Annotated in this window: 20 protein-coding genes; 15 read left to right on the top strand and 5 right to left on the bottom strand. The window is 65.1% G+C overall.

The features are described from left to right. The first annotated feature begins 218 nt into the window (after positions 1-218). From O5K31_RS18125 to O5K31_RS18170, 10 genes are all read left to right on the top strand, one after another. Positions 219-566 carry a TrbC/VirB2 family protein gene (locus O5K31_RS18125; RefSeq protein ID WP_269717138.1) on the top strand — a complete coding sequence of 116 codons (348 nt, stop codon included), beginning with the start codon at positions 219-221 and terminating at the stop codon, positions 564-566. After that, entirely contained in the window at positions 566-832 is a 267-nt protein-coding gene (locus O5K31_RS18130; RefSeq protein WP_269717139.1) for a VirB3 family type IV secretion system protein, read from the top strand. Before O5K31_RS18125 ends, O5K31_RS18130 begins: the two co-directional genes overlap by 1 nt. Positions 833-884: 52 nt before the next feature. Beyond that, positions 885-3359 carry a conjugal transfer protein TrbE gene (trbE, locus tag O5K31_RS18135; protein WP_269717140.1) on the top strand — a complete coding sequence of 825 codons (2475 nt, stop codon included), beginning with the start codon at positions 885-887 and terminating at the stop codon, positions 3357-3359. Continuing rightward, a complete protein-coding gene (locus O5K31_RS18140; RefSeq protein ID WP_269717141.1) occupies positions 3359-3697 on the top strand; it encodes a hypothetical protein in 339 nt (112 codons plus the stop codon). The genes trbE and O5K31_RS18140 overlap by 1 nt, the downstream gene beginning before the upstream one ends. Next, a complete protein-coding gene (locus O5K31_RS18145) occupies positions 3690-4412 on the top strand; it encodes a conjugal transfer protein TrbJ (protein WP_269717142.1) in 723 nt (240 codons plus the stop codon). The genes O5K31_RS18140 and O5K31_RS18145 overlap by 8 nt, the downstream gene beginning before the upstream one ends. 227 nt (positions 4413-4639) lie before the next feature. Further along, complete coding sequence (gene trbL / locus O5K31_RS18150; RefSeq protein ID WP_269717143.1) at positions 4640-5950, top strand: P-type conjugative transfer protein TrbL; 1311 nt, start codon at positions 4640-4642, stop codon at positions 5948-5950. A gap of 20 nt (positions 5951-5970) precedes the next feature. After that, positions 5971-6654 (top strand): conjugal transfer protein TrbF, encoded by a 684-nt coding sequence (gene trbF / locus O5K31_RS18155; protein WP_269717144.1) that lies wholly within the window; start codon positions 5971-5973, stop codon positions 6652-6654. Further along, positions 6651-7640: a P-type conjugative transfer protein TrbG gene (gene trbG / locus O5K31_RS18160; RefSeq protein ID WP_269717145.1), complete on the top strand. Its 990-nt coding sequence runs from the start codon at positions 6651-6653 to the stop codon at positions 7638-7640. Before trbF ends, trbG begins: the two co-directional genes overlap by 4 nt. Then, positions 7637-8869, top strand: coding sequence for a TrbI/VirB10 family protein (locus tag O5K31_RS18165; RefSeq protein ID WP_269717146.1), 1233 nt, complete (start codon positions 7637-7639; stop codon positions 8867-8869). The genes trbG and O5K31_RS18165 overlap by 4 nt, the downstream gene beginning before the upstream one ends. Positions 8870-9220: 351 nt before the next feature. Beyond that, positions 9221-9466, top strand: a complete 246-nt coding sequence (locus tag O5K31_RS18170) for a DUF2274 domain-containing protein (protein WP_168077611.1) — start codon at positions 9221-9223, stop codon at positions 9464-9466. Positions 9467-9471: 5 nt separating this feature from the next. Here the strand turns inward: O5K31_RS18170 and O5K31_RS18175 are convergent, their stop codons facing one another. Continuing rightward, entirely contained in the window at positions 9472-9681 is a 210-nt protein-coding gene (locus O5K31_RS18175; protein ID WP_168077613.1) for a hypothetical protein, read from the bottom strand. Positions 9682-10195: 514 nt separating this feature from the next. Between O5K31_RS18175 and O5K31_RS18180 the strand changes: the two genes are divergently transcribed. The 4 genes from O5K31_RS18180 to O5K31_RS18195 all read left to right on the top strand — a co-directional run bounded on the left by O5K31_RS18180 (position 10196) and on the right by O5K31_RS18195 (position 15706). Further along, a complete protein-coding gene (locus O5K31_RS18180; RefSeq protein WP_269717147.1) occupies positions 10196-11599 on the top strand; it encodes a DnaA N-terminal domain-containing protein in 1404 nt (467 codons plus the stop codon). Between the two features lie 17 nt (positions 11600-11616). Beyond that, entirely contained in the window at positions 11617-12117 is a 501-nt protein-coding gene (locus O5K31_RS18185) for a thermonuclease family protein (RefSeq protein ID WP_269717148.1), read from the top strand. Between the two features lie 108 nt (positions 12118-12225). After that, a complete protein-coding gene (locus O5K31_RS18190) occupies positions 12226-14043 on the top strand; it encodes an SLC13 family permease (RefSeq protein WP_269717149.1) in 1818 nt (605 codons plus the stop codon). Between the two features lie 55 nt (positions 14044-14098). Next, positions 14099-15706, top strand: coding sequence for a DUF389 domain-containing protein (locus O5K31_RS18195; protein WP_269717150.1), 1608 nt, complete (start codon positions 14099-14101; stop codon positions 15704-15706). A gap of 34 nt (positions 15707-15740) precedes the next feature. Here the strand turns inward: O5K31_RS18195 and O5K31_RS18200 are convergent, their stop codons facing one another. From O5K31_RS18200 to O5K31_RS18215, 4 genes are all read right to left on the bottom strand, one after another. Then, complete coding sequence (locus tag O5K31_RS18200; RefSeq protein ID WP_269717151.1) at positions 15741-17012, bottom strand: cation:proton antiporter; 1272 nt, start codon at positions 17010-17012, stop codon at positions 15741-15743. Positions 17013-17132: 120 nt separating this feature from the next. Next, positions 17133-17939, bottom strand: a complete 807-nt coding sequence (locus O5K31_RS18205) for an ion channel (RefSeq protein ID WP_269717195.1) — start codon at positions 17937-17939, stop codon at positions 17133-17135. Positions 17940-18126: 187 nt separating this feature from the next. Next, the gene (locus O5K31_RS18210; RefSeq protein WP_269717152.1) at positions 18127-19371 is read right to left on the bottom strand and encodes a mechanosensitive ion channel family protein; all 1245 of its coding nucleotides are present in this window, start codon (positions 19369-19371) and stop codon (positions 18127-18129) included. A gap of 271 nt (positions 19372-19642) precedes the next feature. Beyond that, the gene (locus O5K31_RS18215) at positions 19643-20170 is read right to left on the bottom strand and encodes a hypothetical protein (protein ID WP_269717153.1); all 528 of its coding nucleotides are present in this window, start codon (positions 20168-20170) and stop codon (positions 19643-19645) included. Between the two features lie 194 nt (positions 20171-20364). Between O5K31_RS18215 and O5K31_RS18220 the strand changes: the two genes are divergently transcribed. Then, the gene (locus O5K31_RS18220; protein WP_269717154.1) at positions 20365-21270 is read left to right on the top strand and encodes a toprim domain-containing protein; all 906 of its coding nucleotides are present in this window, start codon (positions 20365-20367) and stop codon (positions 21268-21270) included. Positions 21271-21354 lie beyond the last annotated feature (84 nt).

Genomic DNA, 21354 nt, shown 5'->3' on the forward strand with positions numbered 1-21354 from the left:
AAACAGACCAGCAACACGGGGGAAATGCGCGCGCTTGCCTGCTCGATTCAGGCCGCTAACGCGTGGCCGGAAGCTCGCCTCTAACGGTTGTAGCTTTGCTAGAGAAAAAGCCCGAATCGCACCTTTTTAGTCAAAACAGCCCTTGACCTCGCCTATTCCGCGACTCACGGTTGTGACGCCCGGCAAAGGCGGGCGGACGCAATCAAGGGTCAGCTGCGATGAAAAACGCCGGTTCTAGCCAAGCTCGGGGACGCGCTTCGACCGCCCTGGCCCTCCTCGCGGGCGCGGCTGTCCTCCTAGCAGTAAGCCCAGCTTGGGCCGCTGGCGCGGGCACCGCCATGCCTTGGGAAGGCCCGCTCGACACCATCATGCAGTCGCTGTCGGGACCGGTCGCCAAGGCCGTGGGCATCATCGCAATCGTCCTCACCGGGCTGGGCTTTGCCTTCGCTGAAGGTGGGTCGGCCCTGCGCAAAGGGATCGGCATCGTCTTCGGTCTGGCGATCGCTTTCACGGCGACGACCTTCATCTCGACCTTCTTCAACATGACCGCTGGGGCGGCGTTCTGATGGCCCGGTCGGACGTCGAGGGGTTTGAGATCGCCTTCCACAGCTCGCTGTCGGAGCCGGTGACGATCGCCGGCGTGCCGCGCATGATCGCGGTGCTCAACGGCACCCTGACCGCCGTCTTGGCCCTGGGCCTGCAGGTCCCTCTGATCGGGATTCCGCTCGGCCTCGCCATTCACGGCGCCTGCTTCTGGCTGAACAAGCGCGACCCCTACTTCTTCGACGCGCTCGGCCGCCACATTCGCCAGAAGCCGTACCTGGACGCCTGACGTGCGCGCTTGGCTTCACCCCTCCCCGTCCTTGGTCTCCTAGAGGTTCGCCGTGCTGTACCTGCGTGAGTACCGGCCCAAGGCTGATCGCCTGTTCGACCACCTTCCCTGGGTGGCCCTGATTGGGCCCGGGCTGGTGCTCAACAAGGACGGCAGCTTTCAGAAGACCCTGGCCTTCCGTGGCCCGGACCTGGCCAGCGCCACGGACGCCGGTCTGGTCGCGACCCGCGCTCAGCTCAACAACGCCTTGCGACGCCTTGGCTCTCGCTGGTGCCTGCACATCGAGGCGGTCCGCGCGCCGTCTCAGACCTATCCCATCAGCCAGTTTCCCGACCCCGTCTCAGACCTGGTCGATGAGGAACGCCGCGAGGGTTTCGAGGCACAGGAGCGCCACTTCGAGAGCCGCTACTTCCTGACCTTCACCTACCTGCCGCCGGAAGAGGCGATCTCAACGGCGGAGAGCCTCCTGCTCGAAAACGCCCCGTCCGGCCGGGGCGCCGAGGGGATGTACCGCGCGGCGCTGAGCGACTTCCTCAGCACGGTACACCAGATCGCCGACATCCTGACCGCGATCATGCCGGAGGTCGCAGAACTAACCGACGATGAGACCCTGACCTATCTGCACAGCTGCATCTCGACCAAGCGCCACACGGTCGCCACGCCGGAGACCCCGGCCTACCTCGACGCCTTCCTCACCGACGATGATTTCCAGGGCGGCCTGCTGCCCCGACTCGGGGGCCAGTACCTGCGCACACTTTCGGTTCGGGCCTACCCGACCACCTCGTGCCCTGGCCTGCTCGACCGGCTCAACGAGCTGGGCATCAGCTATCGGTGGGTCTGCCGGTATCTGCCGCTGGACAAGGAAGACGCGCGCAAGGCGGTGACCACGGTTCGCAAGCGCTGGTTCGCCAAGCGCAAGGGCGTGATGGCGCTCCTGAAGGAGGCGATCACCCGGGAGCCTTCGCTTTTGGAAGACCCGGACGCGGCGGCGAAGTCCGTCGACGCCGATGCGGCCCTGGCCATTCTCGGGGGTGACTACGCCTCGATCGGCTACTTCACCCCGACCGTCACTCTGATGGACGCGGATCCAGACCGCCTGGCGAACCGCGTCCGAGAGGTCGAGGGCGCCATCAACCGGGCGGGCTTCGTCTGCAAGGTCGAGGACGTCAACGCGGTCGAGTCCTGGATCGGCAGCCTGCCGGGTCAGGCCTACGCCGATCTGCGTCGGCCCTTGGTATCGTCACTGAACCTTTGCGACATGATGCCGATGTCGGCGATCTGGCCCGGTCCGACCGTCAACGCCCACCTGTCGGCCGAATGCCAGAAACGGGGACATCCCGGTCTCCAGCCTGCTCTGCTCGTAACGCGCACTGCCGGCACCACGCCTTTCAGATTTGATCTTCACCAAGGCGACGTCGGCCATACGATGATCGTCGGACCGACCGGCTCTGGCAAATCGGTCCTGCTCAATACCCTAGCCATGCAGTGGCTGCGTTATCCGGAAGCTCAGGTCTTCTACTTCGACAAGGGCGCCAGCTCCCGCGCATCGACCCTCCTCGTCGGCGGCCAGTTCTATGTCCTGGGCGGTGACCAGAGCGAGCTGGCCTTCCAGCCGCTGGCGCAGATCGACGCGCCCGACGACCGCGCCTGGGCCCAGGAATGGGTGCAAGACATTGTCGCCGCCGAGGGCGTGCCGATCACGCCGCCGGTAAAGGACGAGATCTGGAGCGGGTTGCGAAATCTCGCCGAGGGACCGCGCGACCAGCGCACCCTCACCCTGCTGGCCGCAACCATCCAGGACCAGACCGTCAAGGCAGCGCTCACCCCCTACACGCTGAGCGGACCTTACGGCCATCTGCTCGACGCCAACCAGAACGCCTTGAAGCCTGCCGCCTGGCAGACCTTCGAGATGGCCGAGCTGATGGCCAGCAAGTCGGCTTTGGCCCCGGTGCTCACCTACATCTTCCGCAGTCTGGAACGTCGCTTCGACGGAAGGCCGACCCTTCTCGTGCTAGACGAGGCGTGGCTCTTCCTCGACCAGGGCGCCTTCGCGGCCAAAATCCGCGAGTGGCTGAAGACGTTGCGCAAGTTCAACGTCGCCGTGGTGTTCGCCACACAGAGCCTGGCGGACGTGGCCCGGTCATCCATCGCGCCAGCCCTGATCGAGAGCTGCCCGACCCGCATCTTCTTGCCCAATCCGGACGCCCAGACGCCGCAGATAGCGGCGCTCTATCAGGACTTCGGCTTGAACCCGCAGCAGGTTCGGATCATCGCCAACGCCACGCCCAAACGCGAGTACTACTACCAGTCCACGTCCGGGAACCGGCTGTTTGAGCTGGGCCTGGGCGGCGTGTCACTGGCCGCCGTGGGCTCGTCCTCGCCGGGGGATCAGCAGCTCATCAGCCAGCTGCTCGCTGACCATGACCGCAGTGAGTTCGCCGAGCGCTTCTTCGCGGCCAAGGGCCAGGCGGATGTCGCGCGCTATCTCGGCGGCCAGCGTCGCGTGGCCTATCCAAGGGTGGCGTGATGGGCGCGCATGACCTCACCTTTGCGCCCGCTCGGCCGCCGATGAGCCCCCAAGCCTTCGCGCGCCTGGCGTGGCTCAATCGTCACCTCCCGAGCGCGTGGACCGCGTCGCGCCGGCGTCGGCGGATCCTGTTTCTGGTCCTTGCGGCGCCCGGCTTCCTCGCGGTCTTCGGCACCACCTACCACCACAACTTCTTCGTCATGCTGGCCGGCTTTGTCCTGTTCGGCGCGGCTGTCGCCTTTCGAGCCGTCTCTGAGCCGCTGTTCGTCCAGGCGACCGGCGACGACCTTTTCCCGGTCCCTCATCCCTCGCACCAGAAGGACACTCCAGATGCGTAAGCAGCTCATGGCCGCGGCGGCGATCGTCGCAGTGTCGCTGGGATTGGGGCCTCTGCCGCCGCAGTCCGCCGCCGCCCAGCAGATCGTGTTCGATCCGCGCGCCGTGGCGCAAGCGGTCCAGCAGGTGCGCCAGGGCCTGTCTCAGATCCAGCAGCTTCAGGCGCAGGTCACCAATCAGATGGCGATGCTGCAGAAGCTCGGCACGGACGTGACCCAGCCCTTGGCGCAGATCAACGCCCAGGCCAGCCAGCTCATGCAGCAGGCCCAGGCGATCGGCTACAACAGCCAGAATATCGCGGGCCAGTTCCAGCAGTTTTACCCCGCCAGCCTGTCCGGGCAGAGCTTCGCGCAGATCCAGCAGCGCCTCGCGAGTTGGGAGGCGAACAGCCGACTGACGCTGCAGGACTCCATGGCCGTGCAGAACCAGCTGGTTAGGTCGCAGGGAACGACCGCTGGCGCCGTCAGCGGCGCGGTGGCCGCTTCGCAAGGCGCCGCCGGGCAAACGGCAGCGATCCAGGCGACCAACCAGTTGCTGGCCGCGCTCAGCAGCCAGCTGCAGGGTCTTCAGACGATCTTGATCGCGCAAGCGAGGACGCAGGAGACGATCCTGGCGCAGCAGCAGGCCGGGGCCATCGCGGCCCGAGCTGAGACGGAGCGCGCCACCGCTTACACCAAGACTGGTAGCCGGCTCCCGAACATCTCGGATTTTCAATGATGCGGTCGTTGCTCGTCATCAGCTGTCTTGTTGCCGTTGGCCTGGCTGGCTGCGGAAAGCCCGCCACAGAGCCGAGTCAAACCGATCCGCCGGCCAAGGCGAAACCGTGTCCGGACATCAACAATCGTGACCGGAACGACCCATGTTCACCGCTGTACTTCAAGAAAAAGGGCAGCAGTCTTCCCGATAAAAACAGCCTCTAGGCTTGAAGTGCGCCGAGTTCATCAATGGCCACCGCAGATCCCGCAGCTCTAGACCAATTCATCAGTGCGTTCACCGGCCAGGTGGGCAGTGGCTTCGGAGCCATTGCGGGGCCCGTCCAGGGCGTCCTGGCGACATTGGTGGTCATCAGCATCACGATCTCAGCGATCCTTTGGGCGATCGACGAGACACAGAACATCATGGCTGCGCTCGTCAGGAAGATACTCCTGATCGGGTTCTTCGCCTGGCTAGTCACCAACTGGCACTCGCTGACCCTCACGGTCATCAATGGATTTGCGAAGCTAGGTCTGCAGGCCAGCGGCGGCGGCTCGATTGGCGATTTTACGCGGGCGCCAACTAAAGCCGTCGAAGCGGGCCTCTCGGTCGTAATCGACCTCATCAAGTACATTGGCGACCTTGCGCAGCAGAACGCCGGCTTCGGCGCGCTGATGCATATCGACATGATCATCGTCGCGGCCGTCGCCGCGATCGGCATCCTGTTGGCCTTCATAATTTTGGCGATCGAGATCGCCGTCACGATCATCGAATTCTACATCGTCACCCTGATCGCTTTCGTCGTGGTGCCGTTCGGAGTGCTCTCGCAGACCTCGTTTCTGGCCGAGAAAGCTATCGGCTACGTGGTCTCCGTCGGGTTCAAGTTCATGGCTCTCGCTGTGATCGCGGGCGTCGGGATCAACATCTTCGAGACCTACTCGCTATCGCCTCAGCCGACCGTGGCTGAGGAAGCCGGACTGCTGCTGTCGGCGATCTTCTTGATGATGTTGTCGCTCAAAGTGCCCGCGATCGCTGGTGCCATGATTTCTGGTGGTCCGCAGTTGAACACGGGTGGTGCTCTTATGGGCGCTGCCGGTGTTGCTGCCGGCGCAGCGGGCGTCGGTCTCGCGGCCCGTGCTGCTGGCGGAGCCATCGCCAGCGGCTGGGCAGGCGGCGGTGAGAAGATAGCGGCAGCCCGCGCCGCGTCTGGAAGCATCAATTCAGGAGGCCCTCGTCCAAATGGTGGAGGTGGGCCCAGCGGTGGAGGCATGGCGGCCGACTTCGCCAGGGCTCCGGTTTCGACGATGGTCGCTGAAGGTCGAGCGGCCGGTAGCCGCCTCTTCTCCTCCCGCAATCCTAGTGAAGGCGAGACGCCCCCTCCCCCGCCGCCGGATGCGCCATCGTCTGGTTCCTCCGTCGTCTCGCGGGCCGAGGCTCGCCGTGGCGGCGGGCTGGCAGGCGCTGCCCGGGACAGTGCCGCTGCGGCCACGGCCGGGGGAGATGGAAACGGGCCTGGCCTGAGCGCCACACCAACCCGTCGCGATGACGAACCTGAAGAGTGACCCCAGTCGAGAGTGCGCCGATGAACCCCTTCAAACGACCTAATGACCGCTACGGCAGCTCAGCCCCCATCGAGAGCCCATACCTGCGCGCCTCCCGCGAGTGGGACATGCGCATCGGCTCGGCTGTGGTGCAGGCCAAGAACTGGCGGATGGCGGCGTTCGGGGGCCTGGGGCTCGCGGCCCTGGCGCTGGGCGGATTTATCTACGAGGCCAACAACACCAACATCGCCACCTACGTCGTGCCCATCGACCGCTATGCGCGGCCGGGCCGTATCGAGCTTGCGGGGCGCACCTACGAGCCGACCACGGCCGAGATCGGCTACTTCCTCGCCGATTGGGTTCGGCGGACGCGCTCGAAGAGCATCGATCCCATCGTCATCCGGGACAACTGGACCGGCGCCTATCACTTCGTGTCCGGGCCAGCGATCGGGCAGCTCAACGCCTTCGCCAAGGCCAACGACCCTTTCGCAAACGCGGGCACCCAGGCGGTCAACGTCGAGATCGTGTCGGTCCTGCCGCGCAGTCCGCACACCTACCAGGTCCAGTGGCGCGAGACGCAGTTCAATGCCGGCACGTCGAGCGCGACGGAGGCCTGGACGGGGCTGTTCACCACCAAGGTCGTGGCGCCGAAGAACGAGGCCGAGCTGAGGGCCAATCCGCTGGGGATCTACATCACCGAGTTTCAATGGAGTCGTGAGCTATGAGCGCCTTGTCCCCCAGACGGCTTTCCTTGGGCGCTGCGGCCGGCCTGCTCATTCTGTTGGCCGCGTCTGAGAGTCCCTCGGTCGCCCAGACGGCGACGCCCCGACCGACTCTCCCTGTGGCGGCTCGGCCGACACCGGCGGCGCCTGTCGCCTTGGCTCAGGCCGCGACGCCGCCTCGGCCCGTCCCAAGACGCCGCACGGCGCCGCGCACCTATGCACGGCAGACGGCGCTGACGACCGTACAGTCCGCCAACAGCAGCGCCCGCGACTACCCCAGCGCCGGGGCCTATGTGAATGCGGCCCTCTACTACGATTTTGAGCCTGGACGGCTCTACACCGTCCACACCAGCCCGCGCTTCCTTACGGCGATCTCGCTTCGCCCCGGCGAAAAGCTGATCTCCAAGGCGGCGGGCGACACGGTTCGCTGGGTGCTGGGTGAGACCGTCCAAGGCTCGGGCGCGACCCAGCAGGTCATCGTGATGGTCAAGCCGATCCGCGGCGGCCTGCGCACCAACATCATCCTGACGACCGACCAGCGCACCTACCTGCTCGACGCGGTCAGCTATGAGGGCGACACCTACACCAGCGTTATCAGCTGGAACTATCCGCAGGAGGAGGCCCGCGAGCGGCAGGCCGCTCAGGCGGCCGAAACCCAGGGGGTGGCGGCCTCGGGCCTTGCGGTGGACTCGCTGCACTTCGGCTATCGCATCAAGGCCAACGGCTTTCGCGCGCCGCGCTGGCAGCCGGTTCGCGTCTTCGATGACGGGCTAAAGACCTACATCCAGTTTCCGCGCGACATGGCCACGACTGAGGCCCCGCCGCTGTTCTTGATCGGACCCGACAAGCAGGCCCAGCTCGTCAACTACCGCTCCCTTGGCGGCTACTACGTCGTGGACCGACTGATCGACGTCGCGGAGCTGAGGCTTGGCGAGGGCAAGCAGACCGTCGTGCGGATCACCCGCACCGGCGAAGGGGGCCGCTCGTGACCCATCTTCCGCCCGACCCGCCTCTGGGCTCCCAGCCACGCAAGGCGCCGCCGGAGAGCGTCCTGGCCGCGCCTCGTAATCCCGTCACGCGCTGGAACCGCAAGTATTTGATCGCCGGGGCGACGGGCTTGGCTGGAATCGTGGCGCTCGGCTTCTACCTCGGCTTCGGCGGCGCGCACGCGCCTCAAGCCCGCCCGGAGGCGATGACGGACGCGGCCTACACCGGCCAGGTCCAGACGCCGGCGATCTCCACCAAATACGCGGCGGGCTATGCCGATCCCGCGTTGCAGGCTCAAGCCCTGCCGGGGACGGCGGCCTTGCCGCCGCCCGAAGGCTCGCCGGGCGCATTGCCCGCCGGCGCGCCGCCTCCGGCTCCCCCGCCGGCGCAGGTCGATCCTGCCGTTCAGGCCGCGCGTGAGCAGGCGCTCGCCGCCCGGACGTCCGGGCCGTTCTTTGGCGGGCCGCCCCCAGCGGCGGCTGCACCGCCGTCCGCCGATCTCGCTGCGCTGGCTGGGCCGATCGGTGCGTCCGCCGGGGGCGCCGGGGAGCCGGCCGCCGCCGAGGTGCAGCCGGCCAATGGCCAGGCCGCCAAGCGCCAGTTCGCGGCCAACGCCCGGACAGACGACTATCTGACCAATCCCCTGCAGCCGGCGCTGAGTCCTTGGGAGGTGAAGGCCGGCAGCATCATCTCGGCCGCCTTGGTGACGGCCATCAATTCCGACCTGCCGGGCCAGGTGATCGCCCAGGTCACTGAGCCTGTCTATGACCACAGGACCGGGCGAACCGTGTTGATCCCACAGGGCTCACGGCTGATCGGCCAGTACGACAGCCAGATCGCCTACGGCCAGAACCGGGCCCTGATCGCCTGGAACCGGATCATCATGCCCGATGGCCGTTCCATCAACATCGGCTCGATGGCGGGCGCCGATCTGTCGGGCGCGGCCGGCTTGCAGGACAAGACCGACGGACACTTCGGCCAACTGGCGCGGGGGGTGATCCTCTCGACCTTGTTCAGTGTCGGGGCGGCCGCCGCCCAGGACGCCGGCAACAGGAGCTCCGGCGCGCTGGTCATCAACTCGGCCGCCAGCGGGGTTTCCAACTCTGCTCAGCAAGTCGGCCAGCAGATCACGGGCCGCGATCTCAATCGCCAGCCCACCCTGCGTGTCCGGGCCGGATGGCCCGTCCGTGTGCTTGTCAGCAAGGACATGATCCTCGCCCCGTATCCGTAAGCGTGAGTTTTGCGATGACCCCATCGGCAGAAAAGCTCGGCCTGTTCCTCCCGGAAGGCCTTCACCAGGACATGCTCGACACCGCCGAGCGCCTGAACACCCGCAAGAATCCCAGGGGCTGTGTTCGGCTGATCTATGAGCGCGCCTTCCGCGAGCTGGTCGAGGCGCTCGACGGCGGCGAGGCGGTGACCTTCCCCGCCGTCCGCGGCGCCAAGAACCGGGTCTCTGTGCGGCTCTCCAAACCGCTGTGCGTGCGGATCCGCCGTCAGACCGACGCCCTCAATCTCAAGCTCACCGACTTCGCCTTCACGGCGATCGACCGCTTCCTGCAGACCACTCAAGGAGACGCCCATGACGCGCCCCGCCAAGACCGCCCTGGCCCTCGGCAAGATCGATCTCGAGGAGAAGACAACCGACCTGCGTTTGAAGCTGAAGGGCAAGCTCGCCGTTGACCTGGCCGACTACCAGCGCGCCTTCGCCCAGGCCAATGAGCAGAGCCTAGAGCTCGAACAGCTCGTCCCTCACATCCTCGCGGCCTTCATCGACGCCGACAAAGGCTTCCAGGCCTGGCGCAAGGCGCAGCCCGCAAGCGCCTGACCGCTTCAGTGTAGGCTGCAGCCGCTCGGCGTTCCGAAACGTCGCGCGAGATCAGCGGCCAGATAGGCCACCTCAGCGTCCAGCACCGCCGGATCCGCATCAGGCCCTGCCGCCCTTGCCACAAGCGCCAGGGCGCGGTCGACCAAGGCGCGTGCTTCTGGATTGCGCCGAAAGCGCAGGCGAAGTTCCAGCAGGTGCGCCAGGGCATCCGACATGCTCCACCTTGTCGGAGACCTTCGGTCTGCGAGCAAGCGCGCGGCGCCGGCGTTCCGGCTTGTGAGCGGCTAAACCCTAGCTGTGGTGGGACGGGGCGAGCGAACCGCAACCCCTAGAGGCCTGAGTCGTCTTCAGCGGACTCGTTTCTCGAACGGCGTCAACCGCCCGAATCGGCCCTTTTTGGCCAAAAGGGTGCAATTCCGAGCCTTTAGGAATCCTCAGACTCACTGAACGCTGTCGTCGACTGAGTCGCGTGTCGGGTCTTCCGCGCGCGCTCGGTCACCCCAGAGGACTTCATCTTGACCTAGACGAGACCCCTAAACGGCGAGAGCCCCCCGTTGGCGCGGGAGGCTCTCGGAAATCGCAGGCGCCGTGTGGCAGCGGCTTGATTGATCGAGTTGAATCTAGGCGGCGCTTTTTGCGTCGTCAAGGCCTCGAACAGGAGACCTATGGTCTTTTGCCTGCCGGTTTCGCCACCGCGAAACGGCCTCGTCCCCGTTAGGAAGGGACGATATGCGAACGGCCTTAGCCGGCGACGATTGGCGACCTGGTTTCGCCAAGCGCGCCCCCAATTTCGACGCGGTCTGCGCCCAGGCCCGGTCCTGGCGCTGGCAGGCGGGCGTCACTGTGGCGCGGATCGCCGCGGCGGTCCTGAAAGGCACGCCCACGCTCACCGTGCAGCAGCGCATGACCCTGCTGCTCTATGTCGAGCATCTCAACCAGGACCGGCTTGAACAGGACGTGGCGACGGTCTGGCCGGGCACGAGCCTGATCGCGGACTATCTGGGCTGCACCGAGAGCAACGCGCGCGCGCACCGCCGGGCCCTGGAGGCGGCCGGCTTCATGGTTCGCGACTACACCCGCGCCAACCGGCCGGCCGGGGTCGAGGCCTATGACCTCGCCCCCCTCGTGGCTCGCCTGGATGAACTGGAGGCTGCGGATCTAGCGGTTCGTGAAGCGGCCCAGGCCCGCAGGGCCGCCTATTCCGAAGCCGTCGTCTTCAGTGAAAGAAGCACCGCCCGGGCGCCAGGATTCACTCACCTAGAACAGTCCCATCAGAACGTCAGTTCTTCTGTACGAGGAAAGGACGCGCCTTCAGCGCGACATCAGTCTGCTAGTCGGCGGCCTTCGTCCGCCGGAACCGGCAACGACAGCAAATCCTCGGGCCAACGTCCAGGAACCCGACCAGACAGCGCCATTTGCTCTCCGGAGGGAGCAAGCGGTTTCTCCAGCGCCTTTTCTGAGGGGTCCGCGCCCGCGGAAATGGTCCGCCAGGAGCTTAGGGCCGCCTTCCAGGTCTCTCCACGCATCGCCGCGCTGGTGGGGCCTTCCGCAGTGGCCGATCCGGCCAGCGTCACGCCTGCTGACCTCGCGCGGGTCGCCGCCGCCGTCGATGACTTGCTCCCCGAGCGCGAGCGCAACAACGATCAGACCTTCGCCTGGGCCCTGAAGCGCCACGGGGTGCGCGCCATCGCCATGCTGGCGATCGCGATCGAGGATCCCGACGTCCGCAGTCCCTGCAAATACTTTGGCCGCATGGCCTCCTATGAGCCGCGCGGGGCGCCGGACCTGCGCCTGAATTTCGCGCGGGTGCTCAAGGCCAAGGGGGATATTCCGCCGCCGGCGGCTCTGCCGGAACCGGCGGCGCTGATGGCGGCGCCGGGCGCCGACGATCCGATCTGGCAGGCGATCGCCGCGCCGTTGCGGCGGCTGGTCCGCGAGGGCGCCTATGGCAGCTGGTTTGGCCGGGTCGGGTTCCATGGCCTGACCGACGGCGTGCTGCAGCTGTCGACGCCAAGCCAGATCGCGGCCGACCGGATCAAGAGCCAATATCTGGACGCCGTGCTGCACGCCGCCGAGGTCGCGGAGATCTTCGTGGAGCGGGTGGTGATCACTTTGCGCAAGGATCAGCGATGATCGGGCGGGTAGGGTTGTTGTTCCTTGCCGTTGGCCTGGCGGCCGCCGCACCGGCGGAGTTGACCGGGTTCGCGCGGGTCGTCGACGGCGACACGTTCAGCCTAGGCGCCGAGCGGGTCCGCCTCTGGGGCGTCGATGCCCCCGAAGGCCGTCAGGTCTGTCAGGACGGCCAGGGCCGTGGCTATGCCTGCGGTGACGTCGCCCGTGACCAGCTCGTCGGCCTGATCGGCGGGCGGTCGATGCGCTGTGAGGTGCGCGACCGCGACCCTTACGGCCGGGCGGTTCGAGACGCCTTCGAGCTGGCGGGCGAAAACTCACCTGGCCCAGCCGGTGCCGGCTGGGCCGCCTTCGTCGGGGTGCGTGATCAAGGGGAATATCAACGGCAAGGGCCAGCACACTTCCATGTCCCAGGCCAAGAGGACTACGCTGCCACGCGGGTCGACGCGGCTCGCGGTGAGCGTTGGTTTTGGTCGGCCGCTGAGGCGATCGCGGCGGGCTGTACGGCGGTGGCGCGTTGAGCAACTTGCTCGTTTTGGTAGGTCGTTGGACGTGTGTCCCGAGTGAATCTCTAGTCGCCCTAACCAACCTTTGAAACTAAATTGGCAGGGCTGCCTAGGAGCGAATCGATGGACCTGCCCTCCCTTCACGCCTCAGCGGCGATGGTGATCGCGCTGATCACCTTCTGGCTCTTTGCGGATGGCAGAGTACGGATCGAGCTCGTTTCATTGTTGCTCATCGCCGTCCTGGCGTTGTTGTTCAACTTCTTCCCCGTCGAGCATGACGGCTACCGGGCCAGTATCGAGCTGGCGTTCGGAGGTTTCGGCCACGAGGCCCTGATCGCGATTTGCTGCCTCATGATTATGGGCCGCGGCCTGGTGGTGACCGGCGCTCTCGAGCCCGTCGCGCAGCTCATGACGAGACTGTGGCGGTACAATGAACTCCTAGGTTTGCTGTTCTCGTTGGTCCTTGGCGGCGCGATGAGCATGATCGTGAACGACACGCCTGTGCTCGTCCTGACGATGCCGATTCTGCTAAATTTAGCGGCCCGCACAGGTGTGGCGGCGTCGAAGACCTTGATGCCGATGAACTGCGCGATCTTGATCGGCGGCATGGCCACGACCATCGGCACCTCGACCAACCTGCTCGTCGTGTCCATTGCCGAGGACATGGGTTTGCCCCAGTTCAGCGTCTTTCAATTCACGGGAACCGCCCTGATCGCTGCAGCGGTCGCACTGCCCTACCTGTGGCTGGTCATGCCGCGCCTCTTGCCTGCGCATTCGGCGACGGACGAGCTTCAATCGCGACGGTTTCGTGGCGCGTTGCATGTCGCAGACGGTTCAACGGCTATTGGCCGAACTGTCGACGAAATCCAGGCGAGGCTGACGGGTAATCTCACGTTGCTAGGCGTCATAGGTGCGGACGGGGCGCGGCCCTCGCCTGGCCGACCCCTGGAGATCGGCGACACATTGCATGTCGAGGGCACGAGCGCCGAACTGCGCGATGCCAGCGAATCCCTCCGGGCCCCGTTGGCGAACCCCAGCGTTCTCGACACGGTGCGCGCGAAGGCGCGCGCGCCTGGGGAAGATGTCTATTTGCGCGAGCTGGCGATTGGTGCCGACTCGACGCTCGCTGGTCGCTCAGTGAAGTCTGCTGAGATCGCCGATCGCTACGGAGTGACGGTCATCGGGATCTTCAAGCCGGACAGGACGATCCTTCACGGCGGCGGCCGGGCGCGCGAACTCGGTCTGGACGTCGGTGACGTGTTGCTCGTCCAGGGGACCGAGCCGGCCCTGAAACAGCTGCAGGTCGCAGAAGGCGCGATGGTCCTCGAAGGTGCAGCGGAGTTGCCGCGCAGCGCCAAGGCGCCGTTGGCGATCATGATTTTTGTCGTCGCCGTTGGTGTTGCCGCCTTCCACCTGGCGCCGATCGCCGTTTCGTCGCTCGCCGGCGGCATCGCCATGCTTGCGACGGGCTGTGTCAAATTCGATAGGATCGGTCGTGCCCTGAGCGCTAAAGTCATCGTGTTGGTTGCCGCGAGCATCGCGCTTGGCCGCGCACTTCTCGAAACCGGAGCGGCGCAATGGCTGGGCGAAGCCTTGGCGTTAGGCATGCACGCTTTCCCCCCCGCAGCCGTCCTGGCGACAATGATGGCGTTCGCGGCTCTTCTGACAAACTTCTCTTCAAACACCGCGGCCGCCGCTGTCGGCGCGCCGATCGCGATCAGCCTGGCGCGGCAGATGGGCGTTCCGCCCGAACCCTTGGTCCTGGCGGTGTTGTTTGGCTGCAATCTTTGCTATGCGACGCCCGTAGCCTATCAGACCAACATCTTGATCATGAGCGCGGGCGGATACCAATTTAAGGATTACGTGCGTGCCGGCACACCATTGGTATTGCTTATGATCGTGACCCTGTCGGTCCTGCTGGTGTGGAAATATCACCTGTGACCCGGCGCGGGCGCCGCTCTGTGTGGCGCTCGGCAAGCAAGGGCCGGAGCACTGAATGACCTTGGATGAATTGAACGCCCAACTTGGGCGCAGCTGGCGAGATTTCCGCGGTCTTCTATTGAAGGCGCTGCACTCTCCGGCCCACCTCCTCGGAGAACAAGATCGCGTCGCCATAGAAGGGGAGATTCATGATGGGGCGCGACTAACGAGCGGCTACGGCTTCCTGCTGTTCAGCGCTTGCGGGATCGCCGCTCTGGGCCTTCTGCAATCCTCGGTCGCGGTTGTTATCGGCGCCATGTTGATCTCCCCGTTGATGGGGCCGATCCTGTCGATGGGCATGTCTCTTGCCCGGGTCGAGCCGCGAGAATTTCAACGGGCCGCCATAACCCTGGCGGTCGGCGCCGGCCTTTCCATTCTGGCCTCGACACTGATTGTCTGGGCCTCGCCTCTCAAGGACATCACGTCGGAGATCCTGGCTCGAACCCGCCCGACCCTTCTGGATCTGGTCGTAGCGCTGCTATCGGGGTTTGTCGGTGCCTACCTCACGGTCAATCGAAAGGGCGGCTCCATCGCCGGAGTCGCCATTGCGACGGCGCTCATGCCGCCTCTGGCGGTCGTCGGCTACGGACTTGCCACGGCTTCCTGGCCGATCGCCGGCGGCGCGCTCCTCTTGTTCCTGACCAACGTCGTGGCGATCCTGGGATCGGTTTTCGGCGTCGCCCGCCGCTACGGCTTCCGGCCCGCGCAACGCCATGGTGCGGCCTGGGAAGTCTACGCACTTTTTGCCGTCACAGTTATCCTGTGCGTGCCTCTGGCCTTGTCGCTGCGCAACATAGTTGTGGAGGCGCGAGAGACGAACCGGGTCCGCAGCGCCATCGAGCGAGCCTTTGCCGACGCGGGCCCGCACATCACCGACCTGGCGGTCGCGGTCGATCGCGGCAAGGTCAGAACCGTTAATTGTGTGGTTGTCACCCGAAGATATGTGTCAGGCGCGTCCGCAAGTGTGGCCAGGGCGTTGCAGCCCGGCGCCCAAGTCAGCATTGAGCAGATCGTCATTGCGGGTGGGGACAAGCGCTCCGTTCTGGCGACCAATTCCCTCGGCAGCCGGCCGGCCTTGCCAGGGTCCGAAACATCGCCAGAACAACGTTTGAGGATGATGCTGAGTTCGGCCGGTGAGGTCGCCGGCATCGATCAATCGCCTACGGGGCTTGCCGTCAAACTTGTCCTGAAGGGGGCGCCGAGTTTGGGGGATTATCGTGCCGTAGAGCAGGCTGCCCAGCGGTTCTTGCCTGACACCTCCGTCGCGATCATCCCCCCCCTCATGCCATTGCCAGAGGTCGTTTTCGCGCGTGGTAGCTCGACGATCGACACGGTGGCGAGGCAAGACCTGGCGACGATCAGCTGGGCCTTGCAGAGGTGGGGTGTGAAGGCCGTTCGCGCCGAGGGCCGCGCCAGCCCCGGTCGATTAGGTCCCCGCCCGATGGACCTGAAGATGGCAGCGCGGCGTTCAGCGGCTGTCGCTCAGGTGCTGGCGAGCTCAGGTCTCGTCTCTGTCACCCAGTCGACTTTCGTCCCTGATCGCGCCCTTCCGGATGAACGTCCGTTCCTCGTGGTTCGCCTCAGTCTGGAGGCTGCGACCCCGCCGCCGGCAGACGCAAAGTGATCAGTCCCGCCTGCCTTTCGGTCGGGGATGTGGTTTAGGTTACAGGTTTGGCGACGGCTCCGCCTGACAGTCGCTTGATCAGCCAACCGACGCTGCCGCCCTGCACGATCACCGCGAACAGCACTACGACGTATGTGGCGCCAAGAAGAATGGGTTGCAGTTCACCGCGTTCCAGAGACAACGCTAGGGCTATGGAGATGCCGCCACGCAGGCCGCCCCAGACTAAGGTCGGCATCGCGAGTGGGCCCAGATCGAGAGCTCTTCGTAGCAGCAACAATGGGGCGCCCACGGCGACAGTCCGGGCGAGGATGACCAGTGGGATTGCGGCTGCACCCAGTGCCAACAGTCGTAAGTCCGGCGCGATCGCCACTACCTCCAGCCCGATCAGCAGGAAGAGGACGGCATTGAGGATCTCATCGATCAGCGCCCAGAACTTGAGGAGGTAGTCCTTGGTCGTGTCGCTCATGGCGTGGGCGACACCCGCATTGCCGATCAACAGTCCGGCGACCGCCATCGCCACCGGCCCGCTGACGTGCAGCCAATGCGCCAGGCTATAGCCGCCCATGACAACCGCCAGGCTGATCATCACCTCGACGTTGTAGTCGTCGATGCTGCGCATCGCGCGGTAGGCCACCCATCCAGCGAGGAGGCCGATCAGGGCGCCGCCGCCGGCTTCACGAACGAACTCAAGGCTCGCGCTGGCTAAGGAGAACGGCTCGGTTCCCATTGCCGCGACGACAAGGATCGAGAAGACCACGACCCCAACGCCGTCGTTAAAGAGGCTTTCGCCGGCGACTGTGGCTTGGAGGGTGGGGGGAACGAGCGCGCGTTTGAGCACGGCCATGACCGCCACGGGATCTGTCGGGCTGATCAACGCGCCGAAAACGAAGCACCAAAGGAGAGGTGTGGCGAGGCCAAGAACCTGACTCAAAAGGAAGAAACCGCTGCCGACGAGCGCGGTCGAAATCAAGACGCCGACGGTGCTCAGAATGAGAATGGGCCAACGCCCTCGGCGCATCTCGCTCCAGTCGACGTGCAAGGCGCCAGCAAACAGCAAGAACGACAGCATGCCGTCCATCAAGGTGGTGTGGAAATCCAGGGAGTCGACAAACCGGACCATCATTACGGAGAATCCAGCGCCCGGCAGAAGCCGGTCGATCCCGATCACCAATAGGGAAGCTACCGCGCCCATGACGGTAAGCCCGACTGAGGCGGGCAGTCTGAACACCCGGTGATTGAGATATCCCAGGGCTGCGGCGAGCACGATGAGGATCGAAGCGGCGTCAAAGGCAGTGAGGCTTGGCATGGGGCGATGTCCTACCGCTCGACATCGTGGACCGAAAGGCCGGCCCCAACCCGCGGGCGATGATCTTAGCCTGATTTGGCGGGCTGAGACATCCTGGGTTTGCTCGTGTCGATCTCCCGATCAGCCCTTCTCTTCGTTCGGTATCCTGAGAATCGTTCCGCAGGCTTTGCAATGTACGGCGTCTGGGTCGTGTCGGGCGAGGCCGCAGGTGGGGCAAGAAAACCGGACTTTGTTGGGCCGGAAGAGCGCTTGGGCCAGACGTACAAAGAGTGTGATGCCGGCGATCATCGTCACGATCGAGATCACTTTGCCAAGCGTACCCGGGAGGACAATGTCGCCGAAACCCGTCGTCGTAAGGGTCGCAACCGTGAAATAGAGCGCGTCGACATAACCCTCTATGCCCTCATGGCGTCCGTTGAAAATTGTGTAGACGAAGCCGGTCACGACAAAGACGAATGTGAATAGCGTGGCTCCGGCGCGGATAGCGTCTTCCCAAGGCGTGTCATCAAACCGGCGTGCGATTGTCCCCCAAAAGAACTCGCTATGAAACAGCGTCCAAAGCCTAAGCACGCGCAGGAAGGCGAGGTTAATGAACCAGAGCGGCGCCAGCAGTGTCGCCAAAACGAACAGGTCGATCCAGACGATCGGCCGGCGAATCCAATCCCCGACACTACGCCAAGCCAGTGCGCGGGCGCCTAGGTCGAGCGCCAAGAGGAAGGCGACGAAATAGTCGAGCGCAAGGAAGCCGGGCGTCTCCTTCATGAGTGGGGCGGCAATGAAAAACGCCACCAGCAGGATATCCAGCACGATGATCGCGATGCGAAACCGAACCGCGGCCCTAGAATGGCCGTGATAGAGACCCCGAAGGCGTGCTTGAAGCCCGCTTAGGCCCGCGATGTTTTTCGGGGTTTCTGCCGGCGTGAGGATAGGATCCACCGCCCCCGTTTCGCGAGTGGCCGAGCCAGAGAAACCGTGGGTCTCGCTTTCGCGGTCGAGTGTCAAGTTGACCGTCCGATCTCTGACGCCCGTCGAAACGTCCTTATCAGAGCCGGGCGGAGGCTAGCGAGTCGGGGCGATCGAACGCAGCTACTGGTCGGTCGAGATTTTGGCGCGCTCACTGAACGTCCTCTTCCGGGTGCTCGGCCTGAGTCGGGCAACTCGTCGAAGGACTTGTCCGGATGTGGACGTCGCGCTGAGGGAAGGGAATTTCGATTCCATTGTCGCCAAATAGCACCCAGACCCGGTTCAAGATATCTGATCGGACGTTGCCTACGCCGTCTTCCGGATCAGAGATCCAGAATAGGATTTCATGGTCGACGGAGCTGTCGCCAAACCCCTTTAGCCAGACAGAGGGCTTGGGATCCGCCAAAACGCGGGCGGCGTTGCTGGCGGCCTCGATCATAAGCCGTTGAGCTAGGGCGAGGTCACTCGAATAGGCGACGCCGACAGGGATATGCACACGGACATTTCGGGACGAGTACGACCAATTTTCAACAGCCTCAGTCATCAGCTGCTCATTGGGGATCAGGTGCTCCTTGCCGTCGCGAGTGACGACAGAAACGGCGCGGACGCCGATCTTGCTGATCGCCCCGAACGTGTCCCCGACAACAATGACATCGCCCGGCTTGACCGACCGATCCATCAGCAGGATCAGACCGGCGATCAGATTCCCGAACGTCTTCTGCAGGCCGAAGCCGACGGCCAGACCCGCAGCGCCGGAGAAGACCGTCAAGGCCGTTAGGTCGATGCCAAGCATATCTACGCCAAGCAGCACCGCCGCGGCGATCACCCCGATACCGGCCAGCTTTTGGGCGAGCACGCGTTGAGATAGGTCGAGCGCGCTGGCCCGGCCAATCAGATGCGACACAACCTGATTGGCGGCGCGCGCAAGCAGATACAGCACCACGACGACGACGAGGGCGTTCAAGAGCGCCAGCAAAGATAGGCGGTGCGACCCGATCGTAAAGCCTATGTCGTCCAGGCCCGTCATCAGAGGTTGCATGCCGCCCAACGTCCCGGCCACGCAGGCGAGCGAGATACCAATCGAGACGAACCCTGCCGTGCCTCGGTTCAGGCGCATGGCGCGCAACAGGGTCATTACCAGCAGGCCGACCGCTAGGCTAAGAGCCAACGCCAGGGCGATGTTTGCGAGCGGCCTAAGCGAGATTGACTGACCGACGACCAACAGCAGCAGGGCGATTGTGGCGTATTGAACCATGCCCATCGTGCTTGTTGGGCTGCCGATGAAATTTTTCCCAGTAAGACGGGTCAGTTGGGCGGCGAGAGTCGGGCCCGTCCTTCGTCCAATGTACCAGCCGATCCCGATGGCCCCCGCTATCAGGAGGATAGCGATGATCATTGAATCCAGATCTGGTGAAGAGGTTAGGGAAAATTCGAGGCGGTCGATCCAATTTCGCCAACCCATGCCGCCCTCCCGTCTCAAACTATAGATGTCTCGCTCGTCATCCGGCCCAATCGAGGCCACCTATTCGTTCTGCGAAATCGATCAACTCGTGTTTATATATTTTCATAGAGTAGGTAATGCTTTGCGCTTAGCCTCGAAATGGCCTTCCGTTGCAATCGCCGTCTATTCGGGTCGTCTGTTGGCATTGAACTAAGCCATCACGGGCCTAAGCTGCGCTGGATCCCCGTTGCTCGGAAGCGCCCATTGGCTGCCGGTCTGTGGAGAGCGTGATGGGGCCGAAGTAGCCGAAGTCGTCACGGCACATTGCGATGGCGCGGGCGACGTCGCGGTAGACGCGCGGTTCGTCGGACTTGAACATTGCCAGGCGGTGTTCGCCCGAACGGCCGGCCAGGCGCAGCCAGACGCTCCACTCGCCAGCTTCCGACTCGGTGAGCCGGACTTCCTTGATCGAGCCGCCGCGTTCCAGGAACCAATTGACGTTGCGGGCGCGGATCGGGAAGTCGGGATTGGTCGCGATGACCCAGGCCTCCTCGCGGGCGTCCGTTTCTGTTTCCCGTTCAGCCATCATCTGCTGCGGCAAAGCCTGCTCCCCTACAATCGTGCTTAACTTGGCAGAAAAGCACCGTGCTGTCGCGGGGCGGTTGGCGACGAAGCGTGACAGTTCGCCCGGTTTTGCCGGGCAGGCGTCGTATTTTTGAGCCGCATTGCTGGGTCCTGTCCCTTGAGCGGCCATGGCATGAGCCTTCAAGCGCGAGGCGGGGGGAGCGCCCTCCCCCTGAGTCGCAAAGGCAGGCCTTGAGCGCCTACCCCCTCCAGCGGGGGCGGTCCCCCGCAACGCCCCCCGAGGGATTGGGCCGGCCTGCGGCGGCCGAAGGCGGAGGGAAGCGGCCTTGGGGCGACCCTTGTGGGGCAAAGGAGGATCGACCCATGTCCTTGAAACCCATCGTCCAGGCCCTGGGCGGCGATCTCTACGATCGCGGCCTTCGGGCGAATATCCCGGCGCCCGGCCATAGCGCCGCTGACCGTTCGGTCTCGCTGCTGCTGCGGGAAGGCCGGGTGATCGTCCACACCTTCGGAGATGGCGACTGGAAGGATGTGCTGGACTATCTGCGCGGCGAAGGCCTGGTCGATGCGCACAATGCCCCGACCAGTCTCTCGCAGGCGCGTCGCGCCCAAGCGTCCGGGCCCGCGACCGGGCTGGAGCGCCGCCTGGCGGCGTTACGGATCTGGGAGGCTGGGCGGCCGCTCGCCGGCACCTTGTCAGCACGGCACTGCGCGCTGCGCGGGGTCAGCCGTCCCCTCCCCGGCCCCGACGTGCTGCGCCATGGCGGCGAGACGCCGGTGTCGGCCTATGCCGCGTCGCGCCATCATCGCCCGGCCCTGTTGGCGGCGATCACCGATGAGGCCGGGGCCTTCACGGCCGTTGAGGTCACTTACCTGGCGCCCAACGCCCGCCGGGCGATCGACCTGCGGCTCAGCCGCAAGACGGTCGGTCCCTCGCCGGCCCGGTGCGCGGTGCGAATTGATCCGGCCTCGCCGCAGATGCTGGTGGCCGAGGGCCTGTTCACCACCCTGTCGGCCAGCGCGCGCTTCGCCCTACCGGCCTGGGCGCTGATGTCGACACGCAACCTGCGCCACTGGCGGCCGCCGGAGGGCGTGCGCGAGGTGCTCATCGCCGCCGATCGCGGGGCCGACGGCGAGGCCTCGGCCGAGCAGCTGCGCGCCGGCCTAGCCATCGCCGGCTTGAAGGCGCGGGTCGCCCTGCCGCCGGAGGGCTTTGGGGACTGGAACGAGGCGGAGGCTGCGGGCCTGCTGGATCCGGTCCTGAGCTAAGCCGCCAAAGGAGGGAGGAAGGGATCGGGCGGGTGCGCCCAGGGGCAGGATGTCCCTCGCCCAGGCGCGAGGAGCTAGACCCCG

The organism is Caulobacter sp. NIBR2454 (assembly GCF_027474405.1).
In the GTDB taxonomy this organism is placed as follows: Bacteria; Pseudomonadota; Alphaproteobacteria; order Caulobacterales; family Caulobacteraceae; genus Caulobacter.

Bases quoted from the DNA above. Each gene is read 5' to 3' on its own strand.
- O5K31_RS18125 (WP_269717138.1), top strand. From the start codon at position 219: ATGAAAAACGCCGGTTCTAGCCAAGCTCGGGGACGCGCTTCGACCGCC.
- O5K31_RS18130 (WP_269717139.1), top strand. From the start codon at position 566: ATGGCCCGGTCGGACGTCGAGGGGTTTGAGATCGCCTTCCACAGCTCG.
- O5K31_RS18140 (WP_269717141.1), top strand. From the start codon at position 3,359: ATGGGCGCGCATGACCTCACCTTTGCGCCCGCTCGGCCGCCGATGAGC.
- O5K31_RS18145 (WP_269717142.1), top strand. From the start codon at position 3,690: ATGCGTAAGCAGCTCATGGCCGCGGCGGCGATCGTCGCAGTGTCGCTG.
- trbL (WP_269717143.1), top strand. From the start codon at position 4,640: ATGGCCACCGCAGATCCCGCAGCTCTAGACCAATTCATCAGTGCGTTC.
- trbF (WP_269717144.1), top strand. From the start codon at position 5,971: ATGAACCCCTTCAAACGACCTAATGACCGCTACGGCAGCTCAGCCCCC.
- trbG (WP_269717145.1), top strand. From the start codon at position 6,651: ATGAGCGCCTTGTCCCCCAGACGGCTTTCCTTGGGCGCTGCGGCCGGC.
- O5K31_RS18170 (WP_168077611.1), top strand. From the start codon at position 9,221: ATGACGCGCCCCGCCAAGACCGCCCTGGCCCTCGGCAAGATCGATCTC.
- O5K31_RS18175 (WP_168077613.1), bottom strand. From the start codon at position 9,681: ATGTCGGATGCCCTGGCGCACCTGCTGGAACTTCGCCTGCGCTTTCGG.
- O5K31_RS18180 (WP_269717147.1), top strand. From the start codon at position 10,196: ATGCGAACGGCCTTAGCCGGCGACGATTGGCGACCTGGTTTCGCCAAG.
- O5K31_RS18190 (WP_269717149.1), top strand. From the start codon at position 12,226: ATGGACCTGCCCTCCCTTCACGCCTCAGCGGCGATGGTGATCGCGCTG.
- O5K31_RS18195 (WP_269717150.1), top strand. From the start codon at position 14,099: ATGACCTTGGATGAATTGAACGCCCAACTTGGGCGCAGCTGGCGAGAT.
- O5K31_RS18200 (WP_269717151.1), bottom strand. From the start codon at position 17,012: ATGCCAAGCCTCACTGCCTTTGACGCCGCTTCGATCCTCATCGTGCTC.
- O5K31_RS18210 (WP_269717152.1), bottom strand. From the start codon at position 19,371: ATGATCATCGCTATCCTCCTGATAGCGGGGGCCATCGGGATCGGCTGG.
- O5K31_RS18215 (WP_269717153.1), bottom strand. From the start codon at position 20,170: ATGGCCGCTCAAGGGACAGGACCCAGCAATGCGGCTCAAAAATACGAC.
- O5K31_RS18220 (WP_269717154.1), top strand. From the start codon at position 20,365: ATGTCCTTGAAACCCATCGTCCAGGCCCTGGGCGGCGATCTCTACGAT.